This window comes from Empedobacter sp. UBA5924, assembly GCF_002431085.1.
In the GTDB taxonomy this organism is placed as follows: domain Bacteria; phylum Bacteroidota; class Bacteroidia; order Flavobacteriales; family Weeksellaceae; genus Empedobacter; species Empedobacter falsenii_B.
Genome location: NZ_DJDM01000038.1, coordinates 51,777 through 76,744, shown reverse-complemented (window position 1 = coordinate 76,744; position 24,968 = coordinate 51,777). Strand labels below are relative to the sequence as shown.

Sequence of the window (24,968 nt, the reverse complement as noted above, 5' to 3'; positions counted from 1 at the left end):
AAATTTAATCATCTATTTTAATATTGCTCGTTTCTATTTTAAATTTTTTTATTGCAAATTTGCCAGATGAAAACGATTGGATATTATCGATTACGAAACAAAAATAAAGTAGAAGGTTTTGCGAAGGAGATAGATGGAGTGACCTATTTTAAAGGTTATAACGAGTTTTCTTGGCACGAAAATGCTTTACAATTTGATACCATAGATATTGGAATAGATATATTGGATAAACGAAATCGACGATTATTTACCAATGATATTGTGTTGTATAAAGTCTCTAAAAAACCATTCTTGCGTACAGGTTTTGTCGTTTACGAACCAAAACTGAAAGAATTTGGAATCGTAGATCAACAAAGTTTTCATTTTACACCTTTCTATGTTGAAGGTTTGTGTTTATTCGATCATGATAAACTCGAAGTAATTTCTCATTTATTTACGAAGAAAGAGGTTTCTAAGTAAGTTTAACGAGATTTTTCCATTAATTAAATTTGAAAGAAAGCAAAATTGACTGTACATTTGGGTCGTGAAACTATGGGCAACTAAAATTTTAATTTTTTTATATATAACAACTTCAACTCAATTGTGTCAGTTATATAAATTGCCTGTGTTTATTTCTCATTTTATTGAACATGATAAAGGAGGAGACTTTTTGGATGAAATGAAAACTTTTTTAGTTCATCATTATGGTGGACATGAGGTTGATGCGGATTGGGAAACTGACCAAAAATTACCTTTCATGAAAGTTGAGTTTGTTCATATCGACTTTTTTTTCTCTCCCATAAAACTCTTTGATGTTTTACACTTAGATAAAGAAATTTCTACGACTTCAATCAAAACATTTGATGAAGATTTCTTATATACTCATTATTTAGATTCTATTTGGCAACCGCCAAAACAAGCGTGATTTTTTTAGATTTTACGATAGATTGATTCTTTCAATTTATCCAATTTCAGCTATTTACAACTTGTATTTAGCACATTTTTAATCTATACAATTTTACGATGTTAAATAAAATTATTGATTTTTCAATCAAGAATAAATTTATCGTGGGTTTGTTTACGTTGGCTTTGTTGATATTTGGTATTTACGATGCGACAAAATTACCCATTGATGCACAACCTGATATTACATCTAATCAGGTTCAAATTATCACTGTAGCGCCTTCTTTTAGTGCAGAAGATATTGAGCGTTTAGTGACTTTTCCTATCGAACAAGCTAATTCTAATATTGGTGGGATTACCGAAATTCGTAGTTTTTCTCGTTTTGGATTATCATTGGTAACCATTGTTTTTGATGACAATACAGATGTTTATTGGGCGCGACAACAAGTAAGTGAACGATTGATTCAGGTTCAAAATGAGATTCCCGAAGGTATTGGAGAACCACAACTTGGTCCAATTTCGACAGGTTTGGGCGAAATCTATCAATATGTTGTTCGTCCCGCCGAAGGTTACGAAGATCAATATGATGAAACTGAATTAAGAACAATTCAAGACTGGATTGTTCGTCGTCAACTTTTAGGCGTTCCTGGTGTGGCAGATGTGAGTAGTTTCGGAGGAAAATTGAAGCAATACGAAATTGCAATTGATCCGCAACGTTTACAATCTTTTAGTCTGACAATTAATGATTTATTTGATGCACTGAGTGAGAATAATCAAAATACAGGTGGAGCTTATATCGAAAAAGGTCCTACTTCTTTATTCATCCGTTCTGAAGGTTTAATTGGTAACATCGAAGATATCGAAAATATTTTGGTCAAACGTTCGCAAAGTGGAACACCTATTTTATTGAGAGATGTTGCAGACGTAAAAACTGGCTTTGCTACGCGCTATGGTGCAATGACATATAACGATACAGGTGAAGTTTCTGGTGCAATTGTTATGATGTTGAAAGGAGCAAATAGTAACGAAGTGGTTAAGAATGTACAACAACGTATCGAAGAAATCAAAAAGACATTACCTGATGGAGTTGTTATTGAACCTTTCTTAGACCGTAAAAAAATGGTTGACAATACTATTCATACGGTTGAAACGAATTTACTTGAAGGAGCCTTAATCGTTGTCTTTATTTTGGTACTTTTCTTAGGTAATTTACGTGCTGGTTTTATTGTAGCTTCTGTCATTCCTCTGGCCTTATTATTCGCGATTATTATGATGAATATTTTTGGTGTAGGTGGAAACTTGATGAGTTTAGGCGCATTAGATTTTGGATTGATTGTCGATGGTGCTGTGATTATTGTAGAAGCGGCGATGCATCAGTTAGCACACAACAAAAAATTTGGGTTGAAGAATAAATTAACGCAAACTGAAATGGATCAAACAGTTGGTTCTTCAGCTAAAAAAATGGTGAATTCGGCTGTTTTTGGTCAAATTATTATTCTAATCGTTTATTTACCAATTTTTACTTTACAAGGAATAGAAGGAAAGATGTTCAAACCAATGGCGCAAACAGTTGCTTTTGCTCTGATTGGTGCATTTATTCTTTCGTTGACTTATGTTCCGATGATGACTACTTTATTCTTAAGTAAAAAGAAGAAAGTCAAACCAAATTTATCGGATCGTGTAATGGCTAAAATTGAGATTTTCCATCAGAAATATTTAATCAAAGCCTTAAAAGTTCGTACTATTATTCTAGCTGTTGTACTTTCACTTTTCACTATTGCTGTTTTTGTGATGTCTCGTTTAGGTGGAGAATTTATTCCTGCCTTAGAAGAAGGAGATTTTGCTGTAGAAGCGCGTATTTTACCAGGAAGTAATATTACGACAACAATAGAATACACAAATAAGGCAGCTAAAATACTGAAAGATCGTTTCCCTGAAGTTGAAATGGTTGTCACGAAAATTGGGAGTGGAGAGATTCCTACCGAGCCAATGCCAATGGATGCAGGAGATATGATTATTGTTTTGAAACCTAAAAAAGAATGGACTTCTGCCACAACTTTTCCAGAATTATCGGATAAAATGAGTAAAGCTTTGGAAGATGTTCCAGGACTTTCAACGGGATTTCAATTTCCTGTTCAGATGCGTTTTAATGAATTAATGACAGGAGCACGACAAGATGTGGTGGTGAAAATATTTGGTGAAAATTTAGATAGTTTAGCCAATAATGCAGAGAAATTAGGAAAAATAATCAATACTGTAAAAGGAGCGCAAGATTTGTATATCGAACCAATTAATGGAATTCCACAAGTTGTGATTGAATTTGATCGTGCTTTATTAGCGCAATATGGATTGAGTATTGGAGAAGCAAATCGAATTATTAATATGGCTTTTGCAGGACAATCTACTGGAATGGTTTTCGAAGGTGAAAAACGTTTTGATATGGTGGTTCGTTTAGCAGAAGACAAACGCGAGAATATCGAAGATATTCGAAATTTATTGATTCCTACTGCTTCTGGAATTCAGATTCCATTGAATCAATTAGCAAAAGTAGATTATAAAAATACGCCAAATCAAATTCAGCGCGAAGATGCAAAACGTAGAATTGTTGTTGGATTTAACGTAAAAGGACGCGACATAGAAAGTGTTGTACAAGAATTACAACAAAAAGTTGATGCTCAAATAAAACTTCCTACAGGTTATTATACAACCTATGGTGGAGCTTTCGAAAATTTGAATCATGCTAAAGCTCGTTTAGGTATCGCTGTTCCAGTCGCCTTGGTTTTGATTTTTGTCTTGTTATTTTTTGCATTCAAATCAATCAAAGAAAGTTTATTAATTTATACAGCCATTCCGCTTTCTTCAATCGGTGGAATACTATTCTTAGCTGCGCGAGATATGCCTTTTAGTATTAGTGCTGGAGTTGGATTTATCGCACTTTTTGGAATTGCCGTTCTAAACGGAATTGTATTAATATCAGAATACAATCGTCTACGTGATAACGGAATTAAAAATACAACTCGAATTGTTATTATGGGAACACGAACTCGTCTTCGTCCCGTTCTAATGACAGCTGCCGTAGCCTCTTTAGGTTTCTTACCAATGGCTCTTAGTAATGGTTCGGGCGCAGAAGTTCAACGTCCATTAGCAACTGTTGTTATTGGAGGATTAATGGGCGCGACTTTCCTTACTTTATTTGTTTTACCAATTTTATATGTTATGTTCGAAAATATTCATTTTAAAAAGAAATCAACTCGTCATAAATCAATTCCTACAGCTATTTTATTAGTTTTAGTTTTGTTTGGAGCAACTGCCAATGCGCAAGAACGTATGAGTTTTGATGAGGTTGTAAAATTAGCTGACGCGAATAACCTCGAAATTAAACAAGCAGAATTGACTACTGTTTATCACGAGAAAAATGTATTTGCCAATCGTTCGCTTTCACCTTTAGATATAGCTGCGGAATTTGGACAAGTGAATTCGGGTGAATTTGATAACAAATTTACTATTTCACAATCGTTTCAATTTCCTGTGGTTTTTAAACGTCAAAAAGCTTTGAACGAACAAATGATCAGTACTTCTAAAGCAAATGAACAATTGACGAAAGTTGAAATTAAACAACGATTAGCCAATTTGTATGTCAATATGCAAAATACAGAATATCAACAAGATTTATTGAAAGAAAATGAATTGATTTACCAAGAGTTTTTGAAGAAAGCAAATTTACGTTTGAAGAAAGGTGAATCAAACCGAAGTGAGGTTTCAACGGCTATTATTCAATTGAAATCGATTCAAAATCAATTGAGATTAGTTGAGAATGAATTAGAAAATGAATCAAGACAAATTCAATTTTTAACTAATTCATCATTCAAAATTTATCCAACAAAAGATGGTGTGAATTGGAATGAAATTGCAGGATTATCTGTTTCAGATGCACATCCAATGTTAAAATTAGCGGAAGAAAATATTCAGACTTCAACGCTGGAAACTGAAGTTGAGAAATCGAAAAAAGTTCCAGTTTTAACAGTTGGATATTCAAATCAAAGCTTTTCTGATTTGGACCAAAATCGATACAATTCTTTTCAAGTAGGAGTTGGCTTACCTTTGTTTAATAGAGGAATTAATTCGTCAATCGAAGCCTCAAAAGTTAAAACTGATCTTGCAAAACAAGCGTATACTTTACAACAATCGAAGTTGCAACAAGATTTTGATGTATTAAAAAATAAAGTAAATGCTTACGAAGAAATGGTAGGGGATTTTGAGCAAACTCAACTTCCTGCTGCGAATGATTTACAAAAAACAATTAATCGTCAATTACTAGAAGGAGAGATTAATTTTTTGGATTGGGTGATTCTGAATAATCAAATCATCGAAGTGAAAACAAAGTTTTTAGAAGCAAAGAATCTACGTAATCAGGCTTATGCCGCAATGACTTTTTATACTGCACAATAATATGAAAAAATATATCTTAATGCTTTGTACATCTCTTGTTGTGATGAGTTGTAACAAAGAAGAAACAAAACCCGAAGTAGAGCAAAAAGCAACTATTTCTACCTCAATATTAAAGTTGACAGATGCTCAATTAAAGAATTTTGAAATTGATACTATCTCTTTACGTCATCAGAATTTACCTACAACTATTCGGCTGAATGCAAAGACGGCTGTAACCCCAGAGAATACTATTTCTATCACCAATGCTTTTGGTGGTTATGTGAAACGAATTGCACTAATTCCAGGAAATTATGTGAATAAAGGACAAGTTTTAGTGGTTTTAGAAGATCCGCAGTATATTCAAATGCAAGAAGATTATCTCACAACAAAAGCTTTGTTAGAGCAGGCTAGTGCAGATTATGTTCGTCAAAAGGATTTGAATGCAGAGCAAGCAGCAAGTGACAAAGTGATGCAACAGGCTAAAGCAACACGTCAATCGTTGATGGTAAAGAAAAGTTCGTTGGAACAGAAACTTAGGTTAATGAATATTAATCCTTCTTCAGTCTCGTTGAGTAATATTAGACGTACCATCAATGTTTATGCACCAATTAGCGGAATGGTGAGTCAGGTTTTTGCGAATACAGGACAATATATTTCGCCAGCAGATGCGATGTTAGAAATTATTAATCCTGATCGTTCTTTGTTGAACGTAAAAGTGTTTGAAAAAGATCTAAGTAACATTCAGATTGGTCAATTTTTGAAAGCTTATACCAATGCAAAACCAGATCAAAAGTTAGATGCGCAAATCACCTCAATTTCTAATCAAGTGAATGAAGATGGAACGGTTGATGTTTTTGCACGAATTACGAATGCGAATGGAACGCGATTAACAGCGAATATGTATTTCAATATCGAATTGCAGGTGAATTCGCTTAACGCAAATGTTTTACCAGAAGAAGCTGTAATTCAGTTTGAAGGAAAAGATTATGTGTTCGAAAGACAAACTATAAATCAGTTTCGATTAGTTCCTGTAGAAATAGGAGGTTCTGCGAATAAAATGATTGAAATAAAATCTCCTCAAAATTCAGGAAAAGTCTATGTTTCGAAAGGAGCATATTATCTTTTGACTGCGATGAAAAATAGTGGAGAAGGAGATTAGACTTCGAATTATTGAATATAAAAAACGAGCAATTTATTGCTCGTTTTTTATTGAATTTTGTTCTTTTTAAATTAAAATCCAATTAGAAAATTTGCTATATTCATCTCATCTTGATCAATTTCATTAATTTTGGAAAAATGGAAAGTATATGCAAATTTTAGTAATCGAAGATGATAAGCGAATTAGCGATTTTTTAATCAAAGGATTAGAAGAAAATGGACATTTGGTTACGCTTTGTAAAGATGCGGAAACTGTTTTAGATGAATTTCTTACGATTCAGTTTGATTTGATTATTTGTGACATTATGTTACCAAAAATGGATGGAATTCAGCTTGTACAGACACTTCGTTACAAAAAAATATTCACTCCAATTTTGATGTTAAGTGCATTAAATACAGTTCAAGATAAAGTTTCGGCTTTGGACTATGGTGCAGATGATTACATTACAAAACCATTTCATTTCGACGAATTATTATCGCGAATCAAAGCTTTAACGCGTCGTAATCAGTTTCGTTCACAAGAAATTCCTGAAAATAAATTGATTTTTGATGACTTAGAAATCGATTTGGATCAATACAAAGTTTTTGTCAATCAAGAAGAAACAGAGCTTTCTCCTCGTGAATTTAAGTTGTTGAATTATTTAATCGAAAATATAGATAAAACCGTTACTCGTATCCAAATTTTAAATGCTGTTTGGGGAATAACATTCGATAATCACACCAATGTTGTGGATGTTTACATTTCGTATTTGCGTAATAAAATAGAGAAAAATGGTATGAAATATATTCATACAGTAAAAGGCGTTGGTTATATGTTTAAAGCTTAAATTATGAAGTTAAAACATCGATTAGCGCTTTATTCAGTCATTATTTTTAGTATCATTATTTTGATTGTTTCTACAATTATTTATTTTTCTTTTTATACCGAAATGGAGAAAAAAGAGATCAAATCATTGCAGAATAAGACACTTTTGGCTTCTATTTATTATTTAGAAAAGGACGAATTACCTGTTTTAGAACATAATAATATCAAAAATCAATTAGAGAAGACGATTTCCCGAAAAAATATTTTAATTGTTGATCATAACAACAAAAAATACAATGGAAATATGTCGTCTAATAAAGATATTTCAACCAATTTTATAGAAAATATTCGTGCCAATAAATCAGATTTTTTTACAAGTAAAGATTTCTTTTATAACGGAATTTTTTATCGTGATAATGAAGGTGATTTTGTTGTAATCACGCGTGAATCTAAACAAGAATTTAACGAACAAATGCAATCGTTACTTCAAATTTTGATTTCGGTTTCATTGGTTGGGTTGATTTTTATTTATCTATTTTCTAATTTTTTAGGAGTAATTGCTTATGAACCGATTACAAAAATTATTGAGCAAATAAAAGAGCGTGATGCAAAGAATTTTACTGAACCTTTAAAGCTCAATAAATCGTATGCGGAGATTGAAGATTTAATCAAAACCTACAATCATTTTATTGATCGAATAGCGCAAACTTTTAATGTACAAAAGAATTTTATCGATTATGTTTCGCACGAATTACGAACTCCAATTACAGCATTATTAGGGACTTTAGAGGTAACTAATCATAAAAAAAGAACGCTCGAAGAATATGAAAACGTGATTGTGCAATTGAAACAATATACGAATGATTTGCAAGAAACGTTAGATCAAATGATGTTGCTTTCGGGTGCAAAAACGAGTTTTGAATTTAGTCAAATTCGAATTGATGAGGTAGTTTGGCAAGTGATTGAAAATGCTATTTTGTATCATCAAGCACGTATAAATGTGGATTTACAAGTCGAAAATAATCAATTGTTAACCATTCAAGGAAACGAAAAATTATTAGAAGTAGCTTTGAATAATTTAGTAAGTAACGCGATAAAATATTCGAACAATCAACCGATTTTAGTACAGTTTTTGGAAATCAATCATCGTTTACAAATTCATATTTCCGATTTGGGAATTGGTATTTTAGAAACCGATATCAAACAAATTAAACAAAACTTTTTTCGAGGAAAAAACACGCAAGATTTTCAAGGAAAAGGTATTGGACTTTCGATGGCGAATATTATTTTTACACTTCATCAAATTGATATCGAAATTGTTCCAAATAAACCTAAAGGAACGATTGTTAAACTCATTTTCTAATCTACTTTTAATCTAACTTAAAACTCGCCTTAATCTTACACTTTTACTTTTGAATTTTCAAAAAGAGTAGAAGTGAAGAAGATCTATTATACTGCAATTCCAATTATTTTTGCGATGCAAACACAGGCGCAAAACGTAACGTTGGACAATCTAGAAGCCGCGTTTTTACAAAAAAATTATGCACTCATTGCGAATAAATTCAATGTTGACAGAATTGATGCTGAAATTATTCAGGAGAAATTATGGCAAAATCCAACGTTGAGTATTTCTGAGGTTAATCTTTGGAAAACTTATAATGTAGAAGAACAGCCTTATTTATTCGGTAAATACGGGAAAAATCAACAAATTTCTGTCGAATTAGAGCAATTAATTGAAACGGCAGGTAAACGAAAAAAGCGTGTTGCGATTAAAGAATTAGAAAAGAATTCGGCACTTTTTGAGTATGAGGAATTGTTGCGTGAGCTGAAAAAAGAATTGAGACAAACATATTTTTCGTTGGCGCGTATTCAATCTGAAAAGAAAGAATTGCAAAATAGTATTGATTTATTTGAACAGATGATGACGCAATATCAGCGACAAGCAGATTTAAAAAATGTTCCGAAAGCAGATTTTTACAGACTTCAAACAGAATTAATCGGTTTACAAAAAGATCAAATTGAGCTAGAAAATCAAGAAATTGAATACATTAATAAACTTCGATTGTTAACGCAAAACTCAGATTTAAATGTAAATGAAATCGATTTTTCAAGATTCAATTCTCATTCCAAATCAATCCCATTCAATGCTAAACAATTAGCAAAAGAGCAAAATATAGCGTTAAAAAAACAAGAAAATGAAATCAATTTAGCTGAAAAACAATTGATTTTAGAAAAAGCGCAACGTACACCAGATTTGGCTTTTCAGGTAAATTATGATCGTGGTGGAAATATTATGCGCGATTTTGTAGGTGTAGGTGTAAGCATTGATTTACCGATTTTCAATACGAATAAAGGAAACATCAAAGCTTCAGAAATTGTACTGAATCAACAACAAATTACGAAAAATGCGCTACATTCTGAGTTAGATATTTCGATCGATCGACTTCAAAATCAAATTAGTCAATTGGATAAAGCTCTTATTCAGTGGAAAAAATTGAACAATCAAGAGCAACTAACCATGATTGACAATTACAAAAAACATCTCCAAAATAAACAAATCACTTTATTAGAATTTATTGATTTTACGCAGGCTTATCGCGAATCTCAAAAAGCTTATTTGGATTTATTGGAAAATTATCAAAACACATTCGAAGAACTAAATTATATCGTTGGACAAGATTTATAAAATGATGAAAAAAAGTTTTTATTTTTTAGCTGCTTTTACTTTGGTTTTAAGTAGTTGTAACAAGCAAGAAGCCCCGAAAGAAGCGGTAAAAGAAGACAAATTTTGTTTGAACGAACAATTGAAAAAGTCAACTGAAATTGTAGCTGTTTTAGAGCAGCCGATTCACGAACAATTAACCTTGTCAGGAAAAATTGAATACAACGAAAATGACTTGGTTGGTTTTAAAAGTTTGCTGCAAGGAGTGGTAGATAAAGTGAATTTTGAATTAGGTGATTATGTGCGTCAAGGTCAAGTTTTGGCAGTTGTAAAATCGAACGAAGTGTTGGATTTGGTACAGCAAAAGCGTTATCATCAAAATCAAATGGATTTGATTCGAAAACAAATCAAGTCGAAAAAAGAATTGTTGAATGATGGAATGGCTTCTCAACCCGAAGTTACAGAGGCAGAACACGAATTACAATCAACGCAAATTGAAATTGATAAAATCAATGCAACCTTGAGAATGTATCGTGCGGTTGGCAATGGTCAATTCCAGATTTTATCACCTAAAAATGGTTATATCGTTCAGAAAAACATGAGCGTTGGTCAATCTATTATTTCAGATTCAGAAGATAATTTATTTTCTATTTCTAATTTGAAACAAGTTTGGGTAATGGTAAATATTTACGCCAATAATCTGCAATATGTAAAAAAAGGAGATGCTGTAAAAGTGAAATCTATGGCGTATCCTGATCGAATTTATGTTGGAAAAATTGATAAAATATACAATGTGTTTGATGAAAATGAACACGTTTTGAAAGCGCGTGTTGTGTTAGAAAATCAAGATTTGAACTTGATGCCAGGTTTGAGTGCAGATATTATTATCGATAAACAAAATATTGTAGGAAATGCATTTGCGATACCAAACAAAGCCAAAGTTTTTGAGAACAACAAGGAATATGTGGTGGTATATAAAAATGATTGTACAATGGATATTCGAAAAATTACGACGATTGGTCAGAATGAAGAATTCACATTTGTTAGCGAAAAGTTTGCTCCAAATGAGAAAGTTATTTCTCGAAACGCTCTAATGATATTTGAGGAATTAAATAAATAATAAATGAAAAAGTTAGTACAATCAGTCGTAACTTTTTCGTTACGAAATACAACCTTTGTTTTATTTGCTGTATTTGCATTACTCTTTGCAGGTATATTTTCTTTAAAACATACACCAATAGAGGCATTTCCGGATGTAACAAATACTAGAGCTCGTATTATAACACAATGGCCAGGAAGAAGTGCTGAGGAAATGGAAAAATTGGTGACTCTACCAGTTTCAAAAGTAATGAATAGTATTCCGCATAAATCTAATATTCGTTCAATTTCTCTTTTCGGATTATCTGTTGTAACGGTTCAGTTTGAAGATGGAGTAGATGATTTTTATGCACAACAATATGTATCGAATAAATTGAGTGGAGTTGATTTACCAGAAGGAGCTGATGCAGATATTGAACCGCCTTCTGGTGCTACAGGAGAGATTTTTCGTTATGTGATCAAAAGTGATTTACCGATCAAGGAAGTTACCGCGATACAAGATTGGGTAATAGAACGTGAATTGCTTTCTGTATCAGGAGTTGCAGATGTTGTAAGTTTTGGTGGAGAAGAAAAAACGTATGAAATTAAAATTAATCCAACAGAATTAAAGAATTATAATTTATCGCCTTTAGATGTTTATGAAGCAGTTTCTAAATCAAATATAAATGTTGGTGGAGATGTGATTCAGCAAGGAGATCAAGCTTATGTAATTCGTGGTGTTGGTTTACTAGATAAGATAGAGGATATCGGAAATATTACTGTCGCTCTAAATGGTTCTACACCAATTTTGATCAAAAATGTGGCAGATGTTGTCATTTCGAATAAACCACGTTTGGGGCAAGTTGGTTACAATAAGCATGATGATATGGTAGAAGGAATTGTTGTGATGTTGCGTGGTGAAAATCCATCCGAAGTCATTGAAAATCTGAAAGCGAAGATTGAAGAATTGAATACAAGAACTTTACCAGATAATGTGAAAATTGAAACAGTTGTAGATCGTACCAAATTGGTGGATAATACAGTACATACGGTTTCTAAAAATATTATTGAAGGTATTTTATTGGTATCATTAATTGTTTTTGTTTTTTTATATAATTGGAAATCAACATTTATTGTAGCTTCGGTTATTCCGCTTTCATTTTTGTTCGCAATTATCATGTTGAAAATACAAGGATTACCAGCGAATTTAATTTCAATGGGGTCACTGGATTTTGGATTGTTGTTAGAAGGAACTTTGGTAATTGTAGAAACAGTTTTTGTTGCTTTAGCTACAATGCAACATAAAGTAGGAGCAGAACGTTTCGCAAAAATGAGTAAAATGGGTGTTATAAAGAAAAGTGCAGGAAGTGTAGCTTCTTATATTTTCTTTGCCTTACTTATTCTTATTGTTGCTTTATTACCGATATTTTCATTCCAAAAAGTGGAAGGTAAAATGTTCTCTCCTTTAGCATTTACATTAGGATACGCATTATTAGGATCTTTAATATTAAGTCTAACTTATGTTCCTGCAATGTGTAAGTTGCTTTTTAAGAAAAATATGGAGGAGAAAGAGAACTTTATTACTCGATTTTTTCAGAAAACTATTTTTGGATTATATGAAACTGCATTTCGTTATAAAAAGGCAACAATAGGAATCTTTTTAGGAATTTTAGCTCTTTGTTTGTTTAAGTTCTCGCATTATGGATCAGAATTTCTTCCAAAACTGAATGAAGGAGCAATTTACATTCGTGCAACTTTACCAAATAGTGTCAATTTACAAGAATCAACTCGATTAACAAAAGAGATGAAAGAGTTGATGCAGAAAGATTGTGATGAAATTGATTTTATTTTAACACAAACAGGTCGTCCAAATGATGGAACAGATCCAACAGGATTCTTTAATATTGAGTTTAATGTTCAATTAAAAGATGAAAAAGATTGGAAGCGCAAGATTTCAAAAGAAGAGATTATTCAAGAGATGCGAGATAAACTAAATCATTATCCAGGAATTGTATTTGGATTTTCGCAACCCATTCAAGATAATGTCGAAGAATATGTAGCTGGTGTAAAAAGTTCATTAGTTATTAAGATTTTTGGTGATGATTTGTATGATTTAGAAAAATATGCAAACAAGGTCGCTACTTCTATCGAAAAAGTAAATGGAATAACGGATATCAATGTTTATAAAAATATTGGTTTACCTGAACTTAGAATAGAATTGAGTGATTCAAAAATGGCGAAATATGGTATTAGTACAGCGGATGTTCAGGCAGTAATTGAAATGACAATTGGTGGACAAGCAGCTACTAAGTTTTATGAAAATGATCGACAGTTTGATGTTATTCTTCGTTTTCAGGAAGCTTATAGAGATACTCCTGAGAAAATTGGAAATATTTTGATTCCAACAAGTAATGGGAACAATGTTCCTTTGCAGGAAATAGCTACAATTGGTTATCAAACAGGACCTGCTTTTATTTATCGAGAAGGAAATAGTCGATATATCGGTGTAGGATTCAGTATAGAAGGTCGTGATTTAGGAAGTACAATCGATGAAGCGAAGAAAGTAGTGGCGAAAGAAGTTAAATTACCGAAAGAAAATTACATGGAATGGGCTGGTGAATTCGAAAGTAAAGAGCGTGCAGCAAAACAATTAGCAATGGTCGTTCCGATTTCGTTAGTTTTGATTTTATTATTATTGTATACCAATTTCGGAAATGTAAAAGACACAGCGATAGCTGCATTAACACTGCCTTTTGCTTTTATTGGAGGATTTATTTCGCTTTGGGTAACAGGAACCATTTTTGGTATATCTGCGGGAATAGGTTTTATTATTCTTTTTGGAGTAGCAACGATTGATGGAATTGTTCTAATTGGTGTTATTCGAGATAATTTAAAGCATAAAATGCAATTAAAAGAAGCAATAGTCAATGGTGTTAAAAGTAGAATACGCCCTGTTGTGATGATTGCGCTTATGGGATCGATGGGATTATTACCAGCAGCACTTTCTACCGGAATGGGATCAGAAATTCAAAAGCCTTTGGCAATTATGATTGTAGGAGGATTAATTATTTGTTTAATCTTATCCTTTACAATTCTTCCAGTTGTATTTTATTATGCATATAGAAAAGAATATCAACAGAAATTCCTGAAATAATTTGTGTAGTTGTTTTATATAAAGGAGTTTTTATCAAAAGGTAAAAACTCCTTTTTTATTGATTATGAATGAGTAAATCTAGAATAATTAATTATAAAGTAGAAGACCACTTAGAACCAAACGTTACGTTACCTTCTTGAAGTACAATATCTGAATGTAAAAATTTTGCGGCATCTGCTGACTTTTTCACTTTAACGCTACTTCGTTCCATCATCTCTTTTTCATATTGTTGTAAAACTTCTTCACGTAAATTAATCTGTTTATTTTGAATATTATTATAAGCTGATGTTATTTTTTGTGCTAACAATAAAGCATCTAATAAAGCTTGATTTGCACCTTGTCCTTTAAAAGGACTCATAGGATGAGCTGCATCGCCAATTAAAGTGACAGAGCCAGCATTTTCTAGTAAATTTGACATTAATAAATCTCGATCATAAACGGGGTATCCAGTGATTTGTTTGGGTTCTGTAGCTGCAATAATTTCAGGAATAGGAGAGTGCCAATGCGTTCTTTTAGCAACTTCTATTTTTAAAGCCTCTGAACCTTTTTTACTCAAAGCTATCGCTTCATTTTCTAACATTGGAAAACTAAATTGCCACATAACCGAATCTTTGTCATAAGGCATCATATACATTCGTTCAGTTCCATTTGCTGTTTGAAATACCGTTGCTCCATCCAACAAATGATTTTCTAAATTAGTTAAAGCATCCAGTTTACAAATACCTAAAATAACAATACACCCCAAATAACGTAATGGAGTATTTTCCTCATTTATAATCAATCGACGAACTATACTTCGTATGCCATCAGCACCAACAAGTAAATCAGCTTTAAAGTGTTTTTGAATTCCATCAACATCAAACGTTAATTCTATTTTATCATCAACATTAAAATCGACTAATTGATGATTCCATAAAACTTGATTATTGCCACCTAATTGATTTAAAAAAGCTAAGCGTAAAGATTGTCTCGCAATGTGAATATTGGTATGTTTATTTTTGTTTTTAGCTTCAATCGCTTCTTTATCTTGCAATTTTCTTATTCCCCATTCGCCAATCACATTTCCTTCTATAGTATGTGCTAAATGCAATGTAGAAACGATTCCTTCCTCTAAAGTTTGGATTCCAAATTTTTTTAATTCTTTACTAGCTTGCTGTAACGTTAGTCCATAACCTTGGGAACGATCGTTGAAAGCTCGATCACGTTCAAAAAGTGTAAAAGGAATTTGACGATGTAAACACGCTAATGCTAATGCAATTCCACCAATTCCAGCTCCGACAATTGCAACATGAGGATATTTTTTTTCGTTGGGTGATGGATGTTCATTTGTAGTTGTCAAACCGGTTCCTGAGCAGACAGTACAGATCTGCATCGAACTTTTTGGTTTATTTGGAGTAATAAAATTTTCATTCTTTTTAGATTGAGCAACAGCTGATTCATAACGCGATAGTTTCCTTTTCGAAACTCCTTGACTTTTTTTTCCAAGTCCATTACAATTCTTGCAACTTATCCAATTTTCTCGAGTACTCAATTTAAAAATTTTTGCAAAAATAAGATTAAAGTAGCTATTTAGAAAAATCTAATCGTAAAAGATAGAATTAATACATGAATAATGAATTTTTCTGTAATAATAGTTTTCATTATTCAACTTCTTTATAGTGATGATTCTACAACCTTTTTCAGAGATTTTAGAATGGGTTTAATATATCCGGACTATCATTTATTATAAAAGTGGAATGTATATACAATCCGTTGGACTTATAATTTTGGTCAAAAATAAAATCAATTGAAAAAATTATTAAATCATATTGTTTTAGAACCAAAATTACATGTAAAGTGGCTTAATACACTTTCGTTTATGGAAAATGCAGGAGCACGAAAGATTTCGGCATGTGAGCACAAAACTTTTGTGAATCTTATCCAATTGAAACATGCAGCTGAGGAACATCGCCATGCTTATTATTTGAAAAAGCAAATTATAAAATTAATTCCAGATGCTTGTGTCAATTATGAGCCTATTTATCTTTTAGCACCAAAAGCAACAATGTATTATTTACATCAATTAGATATTCAGGTTTGTCGTTTGTTGAAGAAAGAATTTAATCTTGATGGGGAAGATTTAAAATACGCAGCTTATTTGTTTGTGACTTACGCTATAGAAGTGAGGGCAGATGAATTGTATCCAATATATCAAGATATTTTGACGGCGCATCAACAAAAAGTGATGGTAAAATCTATTATTGTTGAAGAAGAAGGTCATCTTGAAGAAATGATTTCACAATTAAAAGAATTTCATAGAGAATGGAAAATCTATGCAAATCAAGTGATACAACTAGAAGAAGTGTTATTTATGAATTGGATTTCTGCAATTGAAAATGAACTGAATAATGTCGAAATTTTTTAATTCATTGCGACTATCTCTATTTGAAAGAGAACAAAAAGGAATTAAAAGAACATTAAAAGTTCGTTCTTCTGGAATTGATTTTTATAGTAATGATTATTTAGGATTAGCTAAAAATGAAATCTTACATCAGCAGATTTTAAATGAGTTTATAGCGCAACCATCTTTACTTTATGGTTCTACTGGAGCACGTTTGATTAGTGGGAATTCTGATTATCTAAGTGAAACGGAAGAGATGATAGCAAATGAACATAAAGTGGAAGCTGCATTACTTTTTTCATCTGGATATAATGCCAATTTAGCACTTTTTTCTGCACTTTTAACTCGACATGATGTTGTTTTAGTTGATGAAAATATACATCGATCAGTACATGACGGGATTAAATTATCCAACGCAAAAAAAATAAAGTTTAAACATAACGATTTAGATCATTTAGAGAAACTATTGCAAAGAGTAAAAGAGCGTTGTTTTATCGCGGTAGAAAGTTTGTATTCGATGGATGGTGATTGTGCTCCATTAATTGAACTGGTTGAATTAGCCAATAAATACAATGCAGAATTAGTGGTAGATGAAGCTCATGCTTTTGGTGTTTTTGGTTACGGATTGGTTCATCAATTCGGTTTACAATGCAAAGTGTTTGCAACGGTTGTAACTTATGGAAAAGCGATGGGAATGAGCGGTGCCACGATTTTAGCTAATCAGTTAGTGATTGATTATCTCATTAATTATGCTTCACCTTTTATTTACACCACAGCTATTGCTGATTTTCATGTGACAGGTTTACGAAAAGGTTATCAGTTTATCAAAGAAAATAAATCGCTTCAAGAAAGTTTACAATATAATATCTCACATTTTAGAAATAGTGGCTTAACGAGTTCTTCAAATAAAAATAGTCCAATTCAAATTCTAAAGTTTGAGTCTAGGAGTCAATTAACCAAAATCCAAAATCAATTAGAAGAGGCAGGAATAAACACTTTTGCAGTATTTCCGCCTACAGTAGCAGAAGAGCGCTTAAGAATCTGTTTGCATGCTTTTAACACACAAGAAGAAATTAATCAATTAATAGAAAAGATAAAAGAAAATGTCTAAACAATTATTTGTTACAGGGATAGGAACAGAAGTTGGGAAAACGATGGTTTCAGCAATATTAACTGAAGTTTTACAAGCTGATTATTGGAAACCAATACAATCGGGAGATTTAGATTCATCAGATAGTTTGTTGGTAAAATCGTTAACTTCTCCAGAACTGAAAATTCATCAAGAACGTTATCGCTTGCAAAAAGCCGCTTCGCCTCATCAATCTGCAAAAGAAGAAGATATTGAGATTAATTTAAATGATTTTGAATTTCCCAAAACAACCAATTCTCTTATTGTTGAAGGAGCAGGAGGATTATTTGTTCCTATTAATGAAGAAGATTTTATGATTGATCTTATTCAGCAGTTTAATCTTCCAGTAGTTATGGTTACAACGAATTACTTGGGTTGTATTAATCATACATTATTAACGATTGAAATACTGAAATTAAGAAATATCGCTATCGAATATTTTGTGTTTAATGGAGAGTTTGATGAAGACACTTCTCGTGTTATAAAAAATCATTTGTCTCCGGATATTTCTATCATCATTATACCAAAACTCAATTCAATAAACTCAAGCGAAGTGAGAAATATAGCAGAAACAATTAAGTATCAATTTAATATTTAAAATACAATGAAAGTATCAAACGAAACACGCCATGATTGGACGAAAGAAGAAATCGAAAAAATCTATCATCAACCATTATTAGATTTAGTATATCACGCATCCAAAAAACATCGAGAATGGCACAATGCAAGAGAAGTACAAGTATGCACCTTGTTATCTGTAAAAACAGGTGGTTGTCCCGAAGATTGCTCATATTGCGGACAAGCAGCGCGTTATCATACCGATATTAAAGTAGAAGCTTTGTTACCAACTGCAACAGTATTAGCACATGCAAAGAAAGCAAAAGAAGCGGGCTCATCACGTTTTTGCATGGCAGCTGCTTGGCGAGAAGTACGAAATAATCGAGATGGTTAAAGGTGTAAATGAATTGGGATTAGAAGTATGTTGTACATTAGGAATGTTGACAGAAGAGCAGGCAATTCGTTTGCAAGAAGCAGGTTTACATGCTTATAATCATAATTTAGATACTTCCGAAGCTTATTACGATGAGATTATTTCTACTCGTAAATTTGATAATCGAATCAATACGATACAAAATGTGCGAAAGGCTGGGATTACAGTTTGTTCGGGTGGAATTATTGGCTTAGGAGAAACGCATCAAGATCGAATTTCTATGCTATTAACTTTGGCAACAATGTCAAAACATCCAGAATCTGTACCTGTAAATGCTTTAGCAAGAGTAAAAGGAACACCTTTAGAAAATAATCCGAAAGTAGATATTTGGGATATGGTTCGTATGATTGCTACAGCTCGTATTGTGATGCCTTCTTCGATTGTGCGTTTAAGTGCTGGTCGAATAGAAATGACAGAAGTTGAGCAAGCTTGGTGTTTTATGGCTGGAGCGAATTCGATTTTTACAGGAGAGCGTGAATCCTTACTGGTAACGCCTAATCCTGGGGTAACAGAGGATATGAAAATGTTTGAAAATTTAGGTTTAATACCAATGGTTAAACAAGAAACAACTCAGACATGTACACATTAAAAGAACGCGATCAGTTGGTGAATTGGCATCCTTATACGCAGATGAAAAAAGCCAATAATATTATTCCAATTGTAAGAGGAGAAGGAAGTTATATTTACGATGAAAATAACAAACAATATATTGACGCTGTTTCATCGTGGTGGGTAACGCTGCATGGACATGCGCATCCGTATATTGCACAAAAAATGCACGAACAGCTAACAACTTTGGAACATGTTATTTTTGCAGGATTTACGCATCGACCTGCAATTGAATTGTCTGAACGTTTGTTGGCTCTTTTACCTCAAAATCAAAAGAAAGCATTTTATAGCGACAATGGATCAACAGCGATTGAGGTAGCATTAAAAATGTGTTTACAATATCATTTCAATAAAAAAGAAGATAGACCTGTGATTTTAGCGTTCAAAAATGCCTATCATGGTGATACTTTTGGCGCGATGTCTGTAAGTGGAAGAGGAATTTGGACAGAACCTTTTAGTGAAAAGCTTTTTGATGTTATATTTATTGATACGCCGAATGCAGAAAATATAGAAGCGATTAAATCGCAAATAAAAGAAGTTGCAACTAAAGTAGCGTGTTTTATTTACGAACCTTTGGTTCAAGGAGCTTCGGGGATGTTGATGCATGAGGCTGAATATTTAGATCAATTGATGAGTTGCTGTAGAGCATATCATATTTTAATGATTCAAGATGAGATTTTTGTAGGATTTGGTCGTACAGGTAAATTATTTGCAGTAAATCATTTGACAGAAGTTCCAGATATTATGTGTTTTTCGAAAGGTTTAACAGGTGGTACTTTGCCTTTGGGCGTTACAACTTGTACAGATAGAATTTACCAAGCCTTTTATGCTGATGATTTGAATAAGACGTTATTTCACGGGCATTCTTTTACGGCAAGTCCATTAGCGTGTACCGCTGCGTTAGCAAGTCTTGATTTGTTATTACAGACTTCTATACAACAGCAAATAGCAAATATTGTACATCAACATCAACATTTTGTTGTGTCTATTCAAGATCATCCTAAAGTAAAAGTGATAAGACAATGCGGCACTATTTTGGCGTTGGAATGGAATACAAATGAAGAAACATCTTATTTTAGTGATATACACGAAAAGCTATATCCTTACTTTTTAGAGAAAGGTATATTATTGCGTCCTTTAGGGAATATTATTTATTTAGTTCCTCCTTATTGTATTTCGACTGATGATCTAAATTATATTTATGATACGATTCGTCAAGCTTTAATCGAATTGTTTTAATGTTAAGTTCTAAATGACGCTTATAAGATTAAAAAGATAAAAAAATCTCCCTTTTGGGAGATTTTAGTTTATATAATATTGTCAAATATTTGAAAATTATCATTTTATGATAAATGTTCTCTTATTTTTTTGATTAAAAAGCTTCCCTTAGTTTTGCAAAAAAAATAGTTTGTCTTTTCGATTTCGAGTCCATTTATCTAATAAATCCATTTATGTTATAGCGCTTATTGTAAGTGTTATTGCTGTTTTTGCTCTTGTTATATTGAGTTTTTTAATTAATAAAGAAAGTCAAAAAAATAATGATGAGTTTGTCAAAAAAAGTTTTTTGAGGAAATATGAAGCAGTTGAATTTGAGTTTAAAAACATCGAAGAATATCAAGAAGTTTTAAAAAAAGTTGTTAAAAAGACAAATGAAAAAAATGTAGCAGATCATTTTTTGGTTTTGAATGAATTAAATTCAAATCGAAAGTTAATTCGCCATGATTGGTTTTCTATTCATTCTCCAGAAACAAATTATTTTCCTGATGAATCAATCCTTTCAAAAGCTATCAATCAACCAAATATTAAAGAATTTCAATCGATATATACTACAAAAAATCAACAGATTGATAATTTTTTATTGGATTATAAAGACACGTTGTATTGGGTAAATTACGATTCTATCAAGTTGTCTAATGGACAAAATATGTATTACGGTTCGACGATTAATCTGTTTGATTTGTATAATTTTTTTACGACAGTAGATGCAACTTCGTCCAATTATATGTATGTTTTCAATAAAGATGGAATTTGTATTACGCATCCTAATGAAAAATTTATTGGGAAAAATGTTTTCGATTTTACAGATATTCAGCCAAGCGATACGATAACGAGCACAATTAATTCTAATTTTTCGCAAGATTTATATACGTTGAATGATGCTTCGTCCGAGTTTATAAAAGATACGGATATCAAACGTTTTATAAAACCTTTACACACCAAGAATTTTGATGGATATATTGTCGTGAATCATTTGAGTTATATCATTGATGAAAATGTAGAACGAACTAAATTTTATGTAGGTTTTATTTTCTTGGGAACTGTTTTTTTAATTATCATTATCTTTTTGTTATTCAATAAAATAACATCTAAAACATACAAGGAAAAAGCGTTTGTAATCGAAGAAAAAAATAGGTTATCAATTGAAAATGAAAAGATTAAAAATGCGAATACTCTAACGCAATTACAACAATTAAAGAATCAGATTAATCCACATTTTTTATTCAATTCGTTGAATTCACTTTATATGTTAATTGGTTTGAACAAAGAGAATGCGCAGAAATTCACGATGAATCTTTCTAAAATTTACCGATATCTTATTGTTCCGCCAAAGGAAAATATAGTGCTTGTAAAAAAGGAATTAGATTTTATTGCACAATACATGGATTTGCATAAAAGTAGATTTTCGGAAGAATTGATTTTTGATTTACAAATCGAAGATTCGAAAAGCTTAGAAAAAAACATTCCATATTTGGCATTACAGATTGTTGTAGAAAATGCAATAAAACATAATATTGCTACAATTGATCAACCTTTGACTATAAATATTGTTGTAAAATCTGATTTGATTATCGTCAAAAATACTTTTCAGAAAAAAAATAAAGCGACAGAAAATGAGAAATTTGGTTTAAACTATTTACAAAAAATCTATCATTTTTATCAAATTGATAATTTCTCAACAAAAGTAGAAAATGAAGAATTTATTTGTTTTTTACCTTATATCGAACCAAAATATCCATTCACTCCAAAAAACTAACCACTCACTCCAAAAAACTATTATTATAAGAAAACTGCGCTTAAGTTTATGCCATAATTAATGATAATTTAATGTTCGAATGAGTCATAATAAGGAAAGAAAGAATTATAAATTAGCACTATATCTTGGTTTGGCAATGTCTTCGGCTGTTGTTTATGGACAAAAGAAAGAGGATAAAAAAGCTGAAAAAGATAAAACAGAGAAAAAGGATTCTACTGTAACGAAAGTTAAAAAAATAGATGAATTAATCAAGAAAGGAAGCTACAAGAAAGGTTTGTTTAATACCATTCAAGTAAAAACTGATATCTATTTCGAAATTCCAGATAGTTTATTTGGACGCCAATTTTTGGTTGTGAATAAATTGTCTCAAGTTCCAATGGAAGTTAACGAAGCGGGCTTGAACAAAGGAATGAATTACGAAAACAAAGTGATTTCTTTTTATCATGATAAAGTAGCTAAAAAAGTGTGGGTCAAAACAATTGTTCCACAAGTTTCTTCACCTAAAAATGACGCAATCACAGCTTCTGTAAAGGATAATTTCTCAGAATCGATTATTGAGGTTTTTGATATAGAAGCTCAAAATAATGATTCTACAGCTGTTGCGATTAAAGTGAACAAAATTTTTGATGGAAATCAAAAAAGTTTTAATGATGTATTAACGAACATAGGTTTAGGAGGTTCGGTAAAGGCAAATCTATCGTATGTGGAAAATGTGAAAACATTTCCAGAAAACATTGTGGTTAAGTCTCAGTTAACGACAAGTGTAAATGAAGGAGGGGTAGATTTGGCTGTTACCTTAGGTGTTACAAGTAATATTGTTTTACTTTCGACAACTCCTATGCAACCTAGGTTAGCAGATAATCGTGTGGGATATTTCACAGAAAAACATTGGTTTTTTAATGATGCTCAACACAAAATGGAAGATCAACGCTTTATTACAAAATGGCGTTTGGAACCAAAAGACGAGGATAAGGAAAAATATCTAAAAGGTGAATTAGTAGAACCTAAGAAACCAATTATTTATTACATCGATCCTTCGACACCAAAACAATGGCGCCAAAAAATTATTGCTGGTGTACACGATTGGCAAGTTGCTTTTGAGCAAGCTGGTTTCAAAAATGCGATTATAGCAAAAGAACCAACTGCTGATGACAAAGATTTTGATATTGATGATGTACGTTACTCAGTAATTACGTATGCAGCTTCACCAAAGTCAAATGCAATGGGACCTTCTGTGGTTGATCCGCGTAGTGGTGAAATTTTAGAGGCGGATATTATTTGGTGGCACAATGTAATGACTTCTTTGCATGATTGGATGCGTATTCAAACAGGTCCAATTGATCCAAAAGCAAGAGGAAATAAATTTAGTGATGAACACATGGGAGAAGCAATTCGTTTTGTGTCTTCTCATGAAGTAGGACATACATTTGGTCTGAAACATAATATGGGCGCTTCTTTTTCTTATCCAGTAGAATCTTTACGTTCGAAAGAATTTACAGATAAAATGGGTGGAACTGCACCGTCTATTATGGATTATGCGCGTTATAATTATGTGGCACAGCCAGAAGATGGTGTTACAGCAATTACGCCAAAAATCGGTTTGTATGATAAATATGCAATCGAATGGGGATATCGTTGGTTTCCAAATCAAGAAACAGAAAAAGCATCGCTTCGTAAAATGATTGAAAAGCACGAAGATGATCCAATGTATTTTTATGGTGAACAACAAAGCTATTTAAGTACAATTGATCCGCGTTCTCAATCAGAAGATTTAGGTGATGATGCTGTTTTGGCAAGTGAATATGGAATGAAAAATCTAAAACGTGTTTCAGAAAATATCTTGAAATGGACGTACGAAGATGGAAAAAGCTATATCAACACAGGGAAACTTTATTACCAAACAATAGGGCAGTGGGATTTATATTCTAATCATGTTTTAGCAAATGTTGGTGGGATTTATTTAAACAACACTTATTTCGGAATTGATAAAAAAGCATACGAACCAGTTCCTGCAGATATGCAACGTAAAGCAGTTAATTATTTAAACGAAAATGTGATTCAATTACCAAAATGGTTATTCTTTAATGATATTTTAGATAAAACGTATGCAATCAAAAATTCGCCAATGGGACCTTACGAGCAAACGCCGTATACATTAGCGAGAGAAATGCAATATGGATTGATTTATAATTTATTTACTGACGATCGCTTATTGCGCATGTTAGAAAATGAATTGAAACACCAAGAATTAAAATCTAATGAAAAAATTTATACAGTTGAAAATTTATTTGATCAAGTAAGAAGTGCAGCTTTTGATAAAAAATCAAACTTAACTATTCTTGAAAAAATGACTCAAAAAAATTACGTTGATGCCTTAATCGTTTCAACAAACAAATTATTTGAAAAAACAACTGTAGCAGGACTTACAATTGACCAAAACCTACAAGTACCAACTATCTGTAATTATTTAGACGAAGAAAAAATGGCGCGTAACATTAACTATTCTTCTATGAAAAGAGTGTCGGAAGTGACAACCTATAAAAGAGCAGAATTGCAACGTGTTTTGACTTTGTTAAACAAGAAAAAGAATAATGGAGATGCGTCTACAAAAGCGCATTATGCTGATTTAATTATTCGTATTAAAGAAGCTTTAAAGTAA

At 32.0% G+C, this 24,968-nt stretch carries 16 protein-coding genes and 1 pseudogene; 16 read left to right on the top strand and 1 reads right to left on the bottom strand.

The window, feature by feature from the left end; all coding sequences use genetic code 11:
* Positions 1-66 precede the first annotated feature (66 nt).
* The 9 genes from B3792_RS11130 to B3792_RS11090 all read left to right on the top strand — a co-directional run bounded on the left by B3792_RS11130 (position 67) and on the right by B3792_RS11090 (position 14,166).
* A complete protein-coding gene (locus B3792_RS11130) occupies positions 67-459 on the top strand; it encodes a hypothetical protein (protein ID WP_125349490.1) in 393 nt (130 codons plus the stop codon).
* A gap of 139 nt (positions 460-598) precedes the next feature.
* Positions 599-904 (top strand): hypothetical protein, encoded by a 306-nt coding sequence (locus B3792_RS11125; protein ID WP_152606051.1) that lies wholly within the window; start codon positions 599-601, stop codon positions 902-904.
* A gap of 98 nt (positions 905-1,002) precedes the next feature.
* Positions 1,003-5,331, top strand: coding sequence for a CusA/CzcA family heavy metal efflux RND transporter (locus B3792_RS11120; protein ID WP_291069598.1), 4,329 nt, complete (start codon positions 1,003-1,005; stop codon positions 5,329-5,331).
* 1 nt (position 5,332) lies between these two features.
* The gene (locus B3792_RS11115) at positions 5,333-6,469 is read left to right on the top strand and encodes an efflux RND transporter periplasmic adaptor subunit (RefSeq protein WP_291069596.1); all 1,137 of its coding nucleotides are present in this window, start codon (positions 5,333-5,335) and stop codon (positions 6,467-6,469) included.
* 148 nt (positions 6,470-6,617) lie between these two features.
* Positions 6,618-7,295, top strand: coding sequence for a response regulator transcription factor (locus B3792_RS11110; RefSeq protein WP_125349494.1), 678 nt, complete (start codon positions 6,618-6,620; stop codon positions 7,293-7,295).
* A 3-nt stretch (positions 7,296-7,298) separates the two neighbouring features.
* A complete protein-coding gene (locus B3792_RS11105) occupies positions 7,299-8,636 on the top strand; it encodes a sensor histidine kinase (protein WP_291048389.1) in 1,338 nt (445 codons plus the stop codon).
* A gap of 72 nt (positions 8,637-8,708) precedes the next feature.
* A complete protein-coding gene (locus tag B3792_RS11100) occupies positions 8,709-9,959 on the top strand; it encodes a TolC family protein (RefSeq protein WP_291048386.1) in 1,251 nt (416 codons plus the stop codon).
* 4 nt (positions 9,960-9,963) lie between these two features.
* Positions 9,964-11,055, top strand: a complete 1,092-nt coding sequence (locus tag B3792_RS11095; protein ID WP_291048383.1) for an efflux RND transporter periplasmic adaptor subunit — start codon at positions 9,964-9,966, stop codon at positions 11,053-11,055.
* A gap of 3 nt (positions 11,056-11,058) precedes the next feature.
* The gene (locus tag B3792_RS11090) at positions 11,059-14,166 is read left to right on the top strand and encodes an efflux RND transporter permease subunit (RefSeq protein ID WP_291069594.1); all 3,108 of its coding nucleotides are present in this window, start codon (positions 11,059-11,061) and stop codon (positions 14,164-14,166) included.
* A 91-nt stretch (positions 14,167-14,257) separates the two neighbouring features.
* Here B3792_RS11090 and B3792_RS11085 read toward each other — a convergent pair whose 3' ends face one another.
* The gene (locus B3792_RS11085) at positions 14,258-15,706 is read right to left on the bottom strand and encodes an FAD-dependent oxidoreductase (protein ID WP_409410628.1); all 1,449 of its coding nucleotides are present in this window, start codon (positions 15,704-15,706) and stop codon (positions 14,258-14,260) included.
* A 246-nt stretch (positions 15,707-15,952) separates the two neighbouring features.
* Between B3792_RS11085 and B3792_RS11080 the strand changes: the two genes are divergently transcribed.
* The 7 genes and pseudogenes from B3792_RS11080 to B3792_RS11050 all read left to right on the top strand — a co-directional run bounded on the left by B3792_RS11080 (position 15,953) and on the right by B3792_RS11050 (position 24,968).
* On the top strand, positions 15,953-16,570 hold the full coding sequence (locus B3792_RS11080; RefSeq protein WP_286494872.1) for a hypothetical protein: 618 nt from the start codon (positions 15,953-15,955) through the stop codon (positions 16,568-16,570).
* Positions 16,554-17,657: an aminotransferase class I/II-fold pyridoxal phosphate-dependent enzyme gene (locus tag B3792_RS11075; protein WP_291069592.1), complete on the top strand. Its 1,104-nt coding sequence runs from the start codon at positions 16,554-16,556 to the stop codon at positions 17,655-17,657. The genes B3792_RS11080 and B3792_RS11075 overlap by 17 nt, the downstream gene beginning before the upstream one ends.
* Entirely contained in the window at positions 17,650-18,273 is a 624-nt protein-coding gene (gene bioD, locus B3792_RS11070) for a dethiobiotin synthase (protein WP_286494869.1), read from the top strand. Before B3792_RS11075 ends, bioD begins: the two co-directional genes overlap by 8 nt.
* A 6-nt stretch (positions 18,274-18,279) precedes the next feature.
* Positions 18,280-19,255: pseudogene (gene bioB / locus B3792_RS11065) on the top strand (biotin synthase BioB).
* A complete protein-coding gene (gene bioA, locus B3792_RS11060) occupies positions 19,243-20,514 on the top strand; it encodes an adenosylmethionine--8-amino-7-oxononanoate transaminase (RefSeq protein ID WP_125349503.1) in 1,272 nt (423 codons plus the stop codon). Before bioB ends, bioA begins: the two are co-directional and overlap by 13 nt.
* Positions 20,515-20,839: 325 nt before the next feature.
* On the top strand, positions 20,840-22,309 hold the full coding sequence (locus B3792_RS11055) for a histidine kinase (protein WP_291069590.1): 1,470 nt from the start codon (positions 20,840-20,842) through the stop codon (positions 22,307-22,309).
* A 79-nt stretch (positions 22,310-22,388) separates the two neighbouring features.
* The gene (locus B3792_RS11050; protein ID WP_038335737.1) at positions 22,389-24,968 is read left to right on the top strand and encodes a zinc-dependent metalloprotease; all 2,580 of its coding nucleotides are present in this window, start codon (positions 22,389-22,391) and stop codon (positions 24,966-24,968) included.

Excerpts from the sequence above, each read along its gene's own strand:
- B3792_RS11130 (WP_125349490.1), top strand. The coding sequence starts at position 67 with ATGAAAACGATTGGATATTATCGATTACGAAACAAAAATAAAGTAGAA.
- B3792_RS11120 (WP_291069598.1), top strand. The coding sequence starts at position 1,003 with ATGTTAAATAAAATTATTGATTTTTCAATCAAGAATAAATTTATCGTG.
- B3792_RS11115 (WP_291069596.1), top strand. The coding sequence starts at position 5,333 with ATGAAAAAATATATCTTAATGCTTTGTACATCTCTTGTTGTGATGAGT.
- B3792_RS11110 (WP_125349494.1), top strand. The coding sequence starts at position 6,618 with ATGCAAATTTTAGTAATCGAAGATGATAAGCGAATTAGCGATTTTTTA.
- B3792_RS11105 (WP_291048389.1), top strand. The coding sequence starts at position 7,299 with ATGAAGTTAAAACATCGATTAGCGCTTTATTCAGTCATTATTTTTAGT.
- B3792_RS11095 (WP_291048383.1), top strand. The coding sequence starts at position 9,964 with ATGAAAAAAAGTTTTTATTTTTTAGCTGCTTTTACTTTGGTTTTAAGT.
- B3792_RS11090 (WP_291069594.1), top strand. The coding sequence starts at position 11,059 with ATGAAAAAGTTAGTACAATCAGTCGTAACTTTTTCGTTACGAAATACA.
- B3792_RS11075 (WP_291069592.1), top strand. The coding sequence starts at position 16,554 with ATGTCGAAATTTTTTAATTCATTGCGACTATCTCTATTTGAAAGAGAA.
- bioD (WP_286494869.1), top strand. The coding sequence starts at position 17,650 with ATGTCTAAACAATTATTTGTTACAGGGATAGGAACAGAAGTTGGGAAA.
- bioA (WP_125349503.1), top strand. The coding sequence starts at position 19,243 with ATGTACACATTAAAAGAACGCGATCAGTTGGTGAATTGGCATCCTTAT.
- B3792_RS11050 (WP_038335737.1), top strand. The coding sequence starts at position 22,389 with ATGAGTCATAATAAGGAAAGAAAGAATTATAAATTAGCACTATATCTT.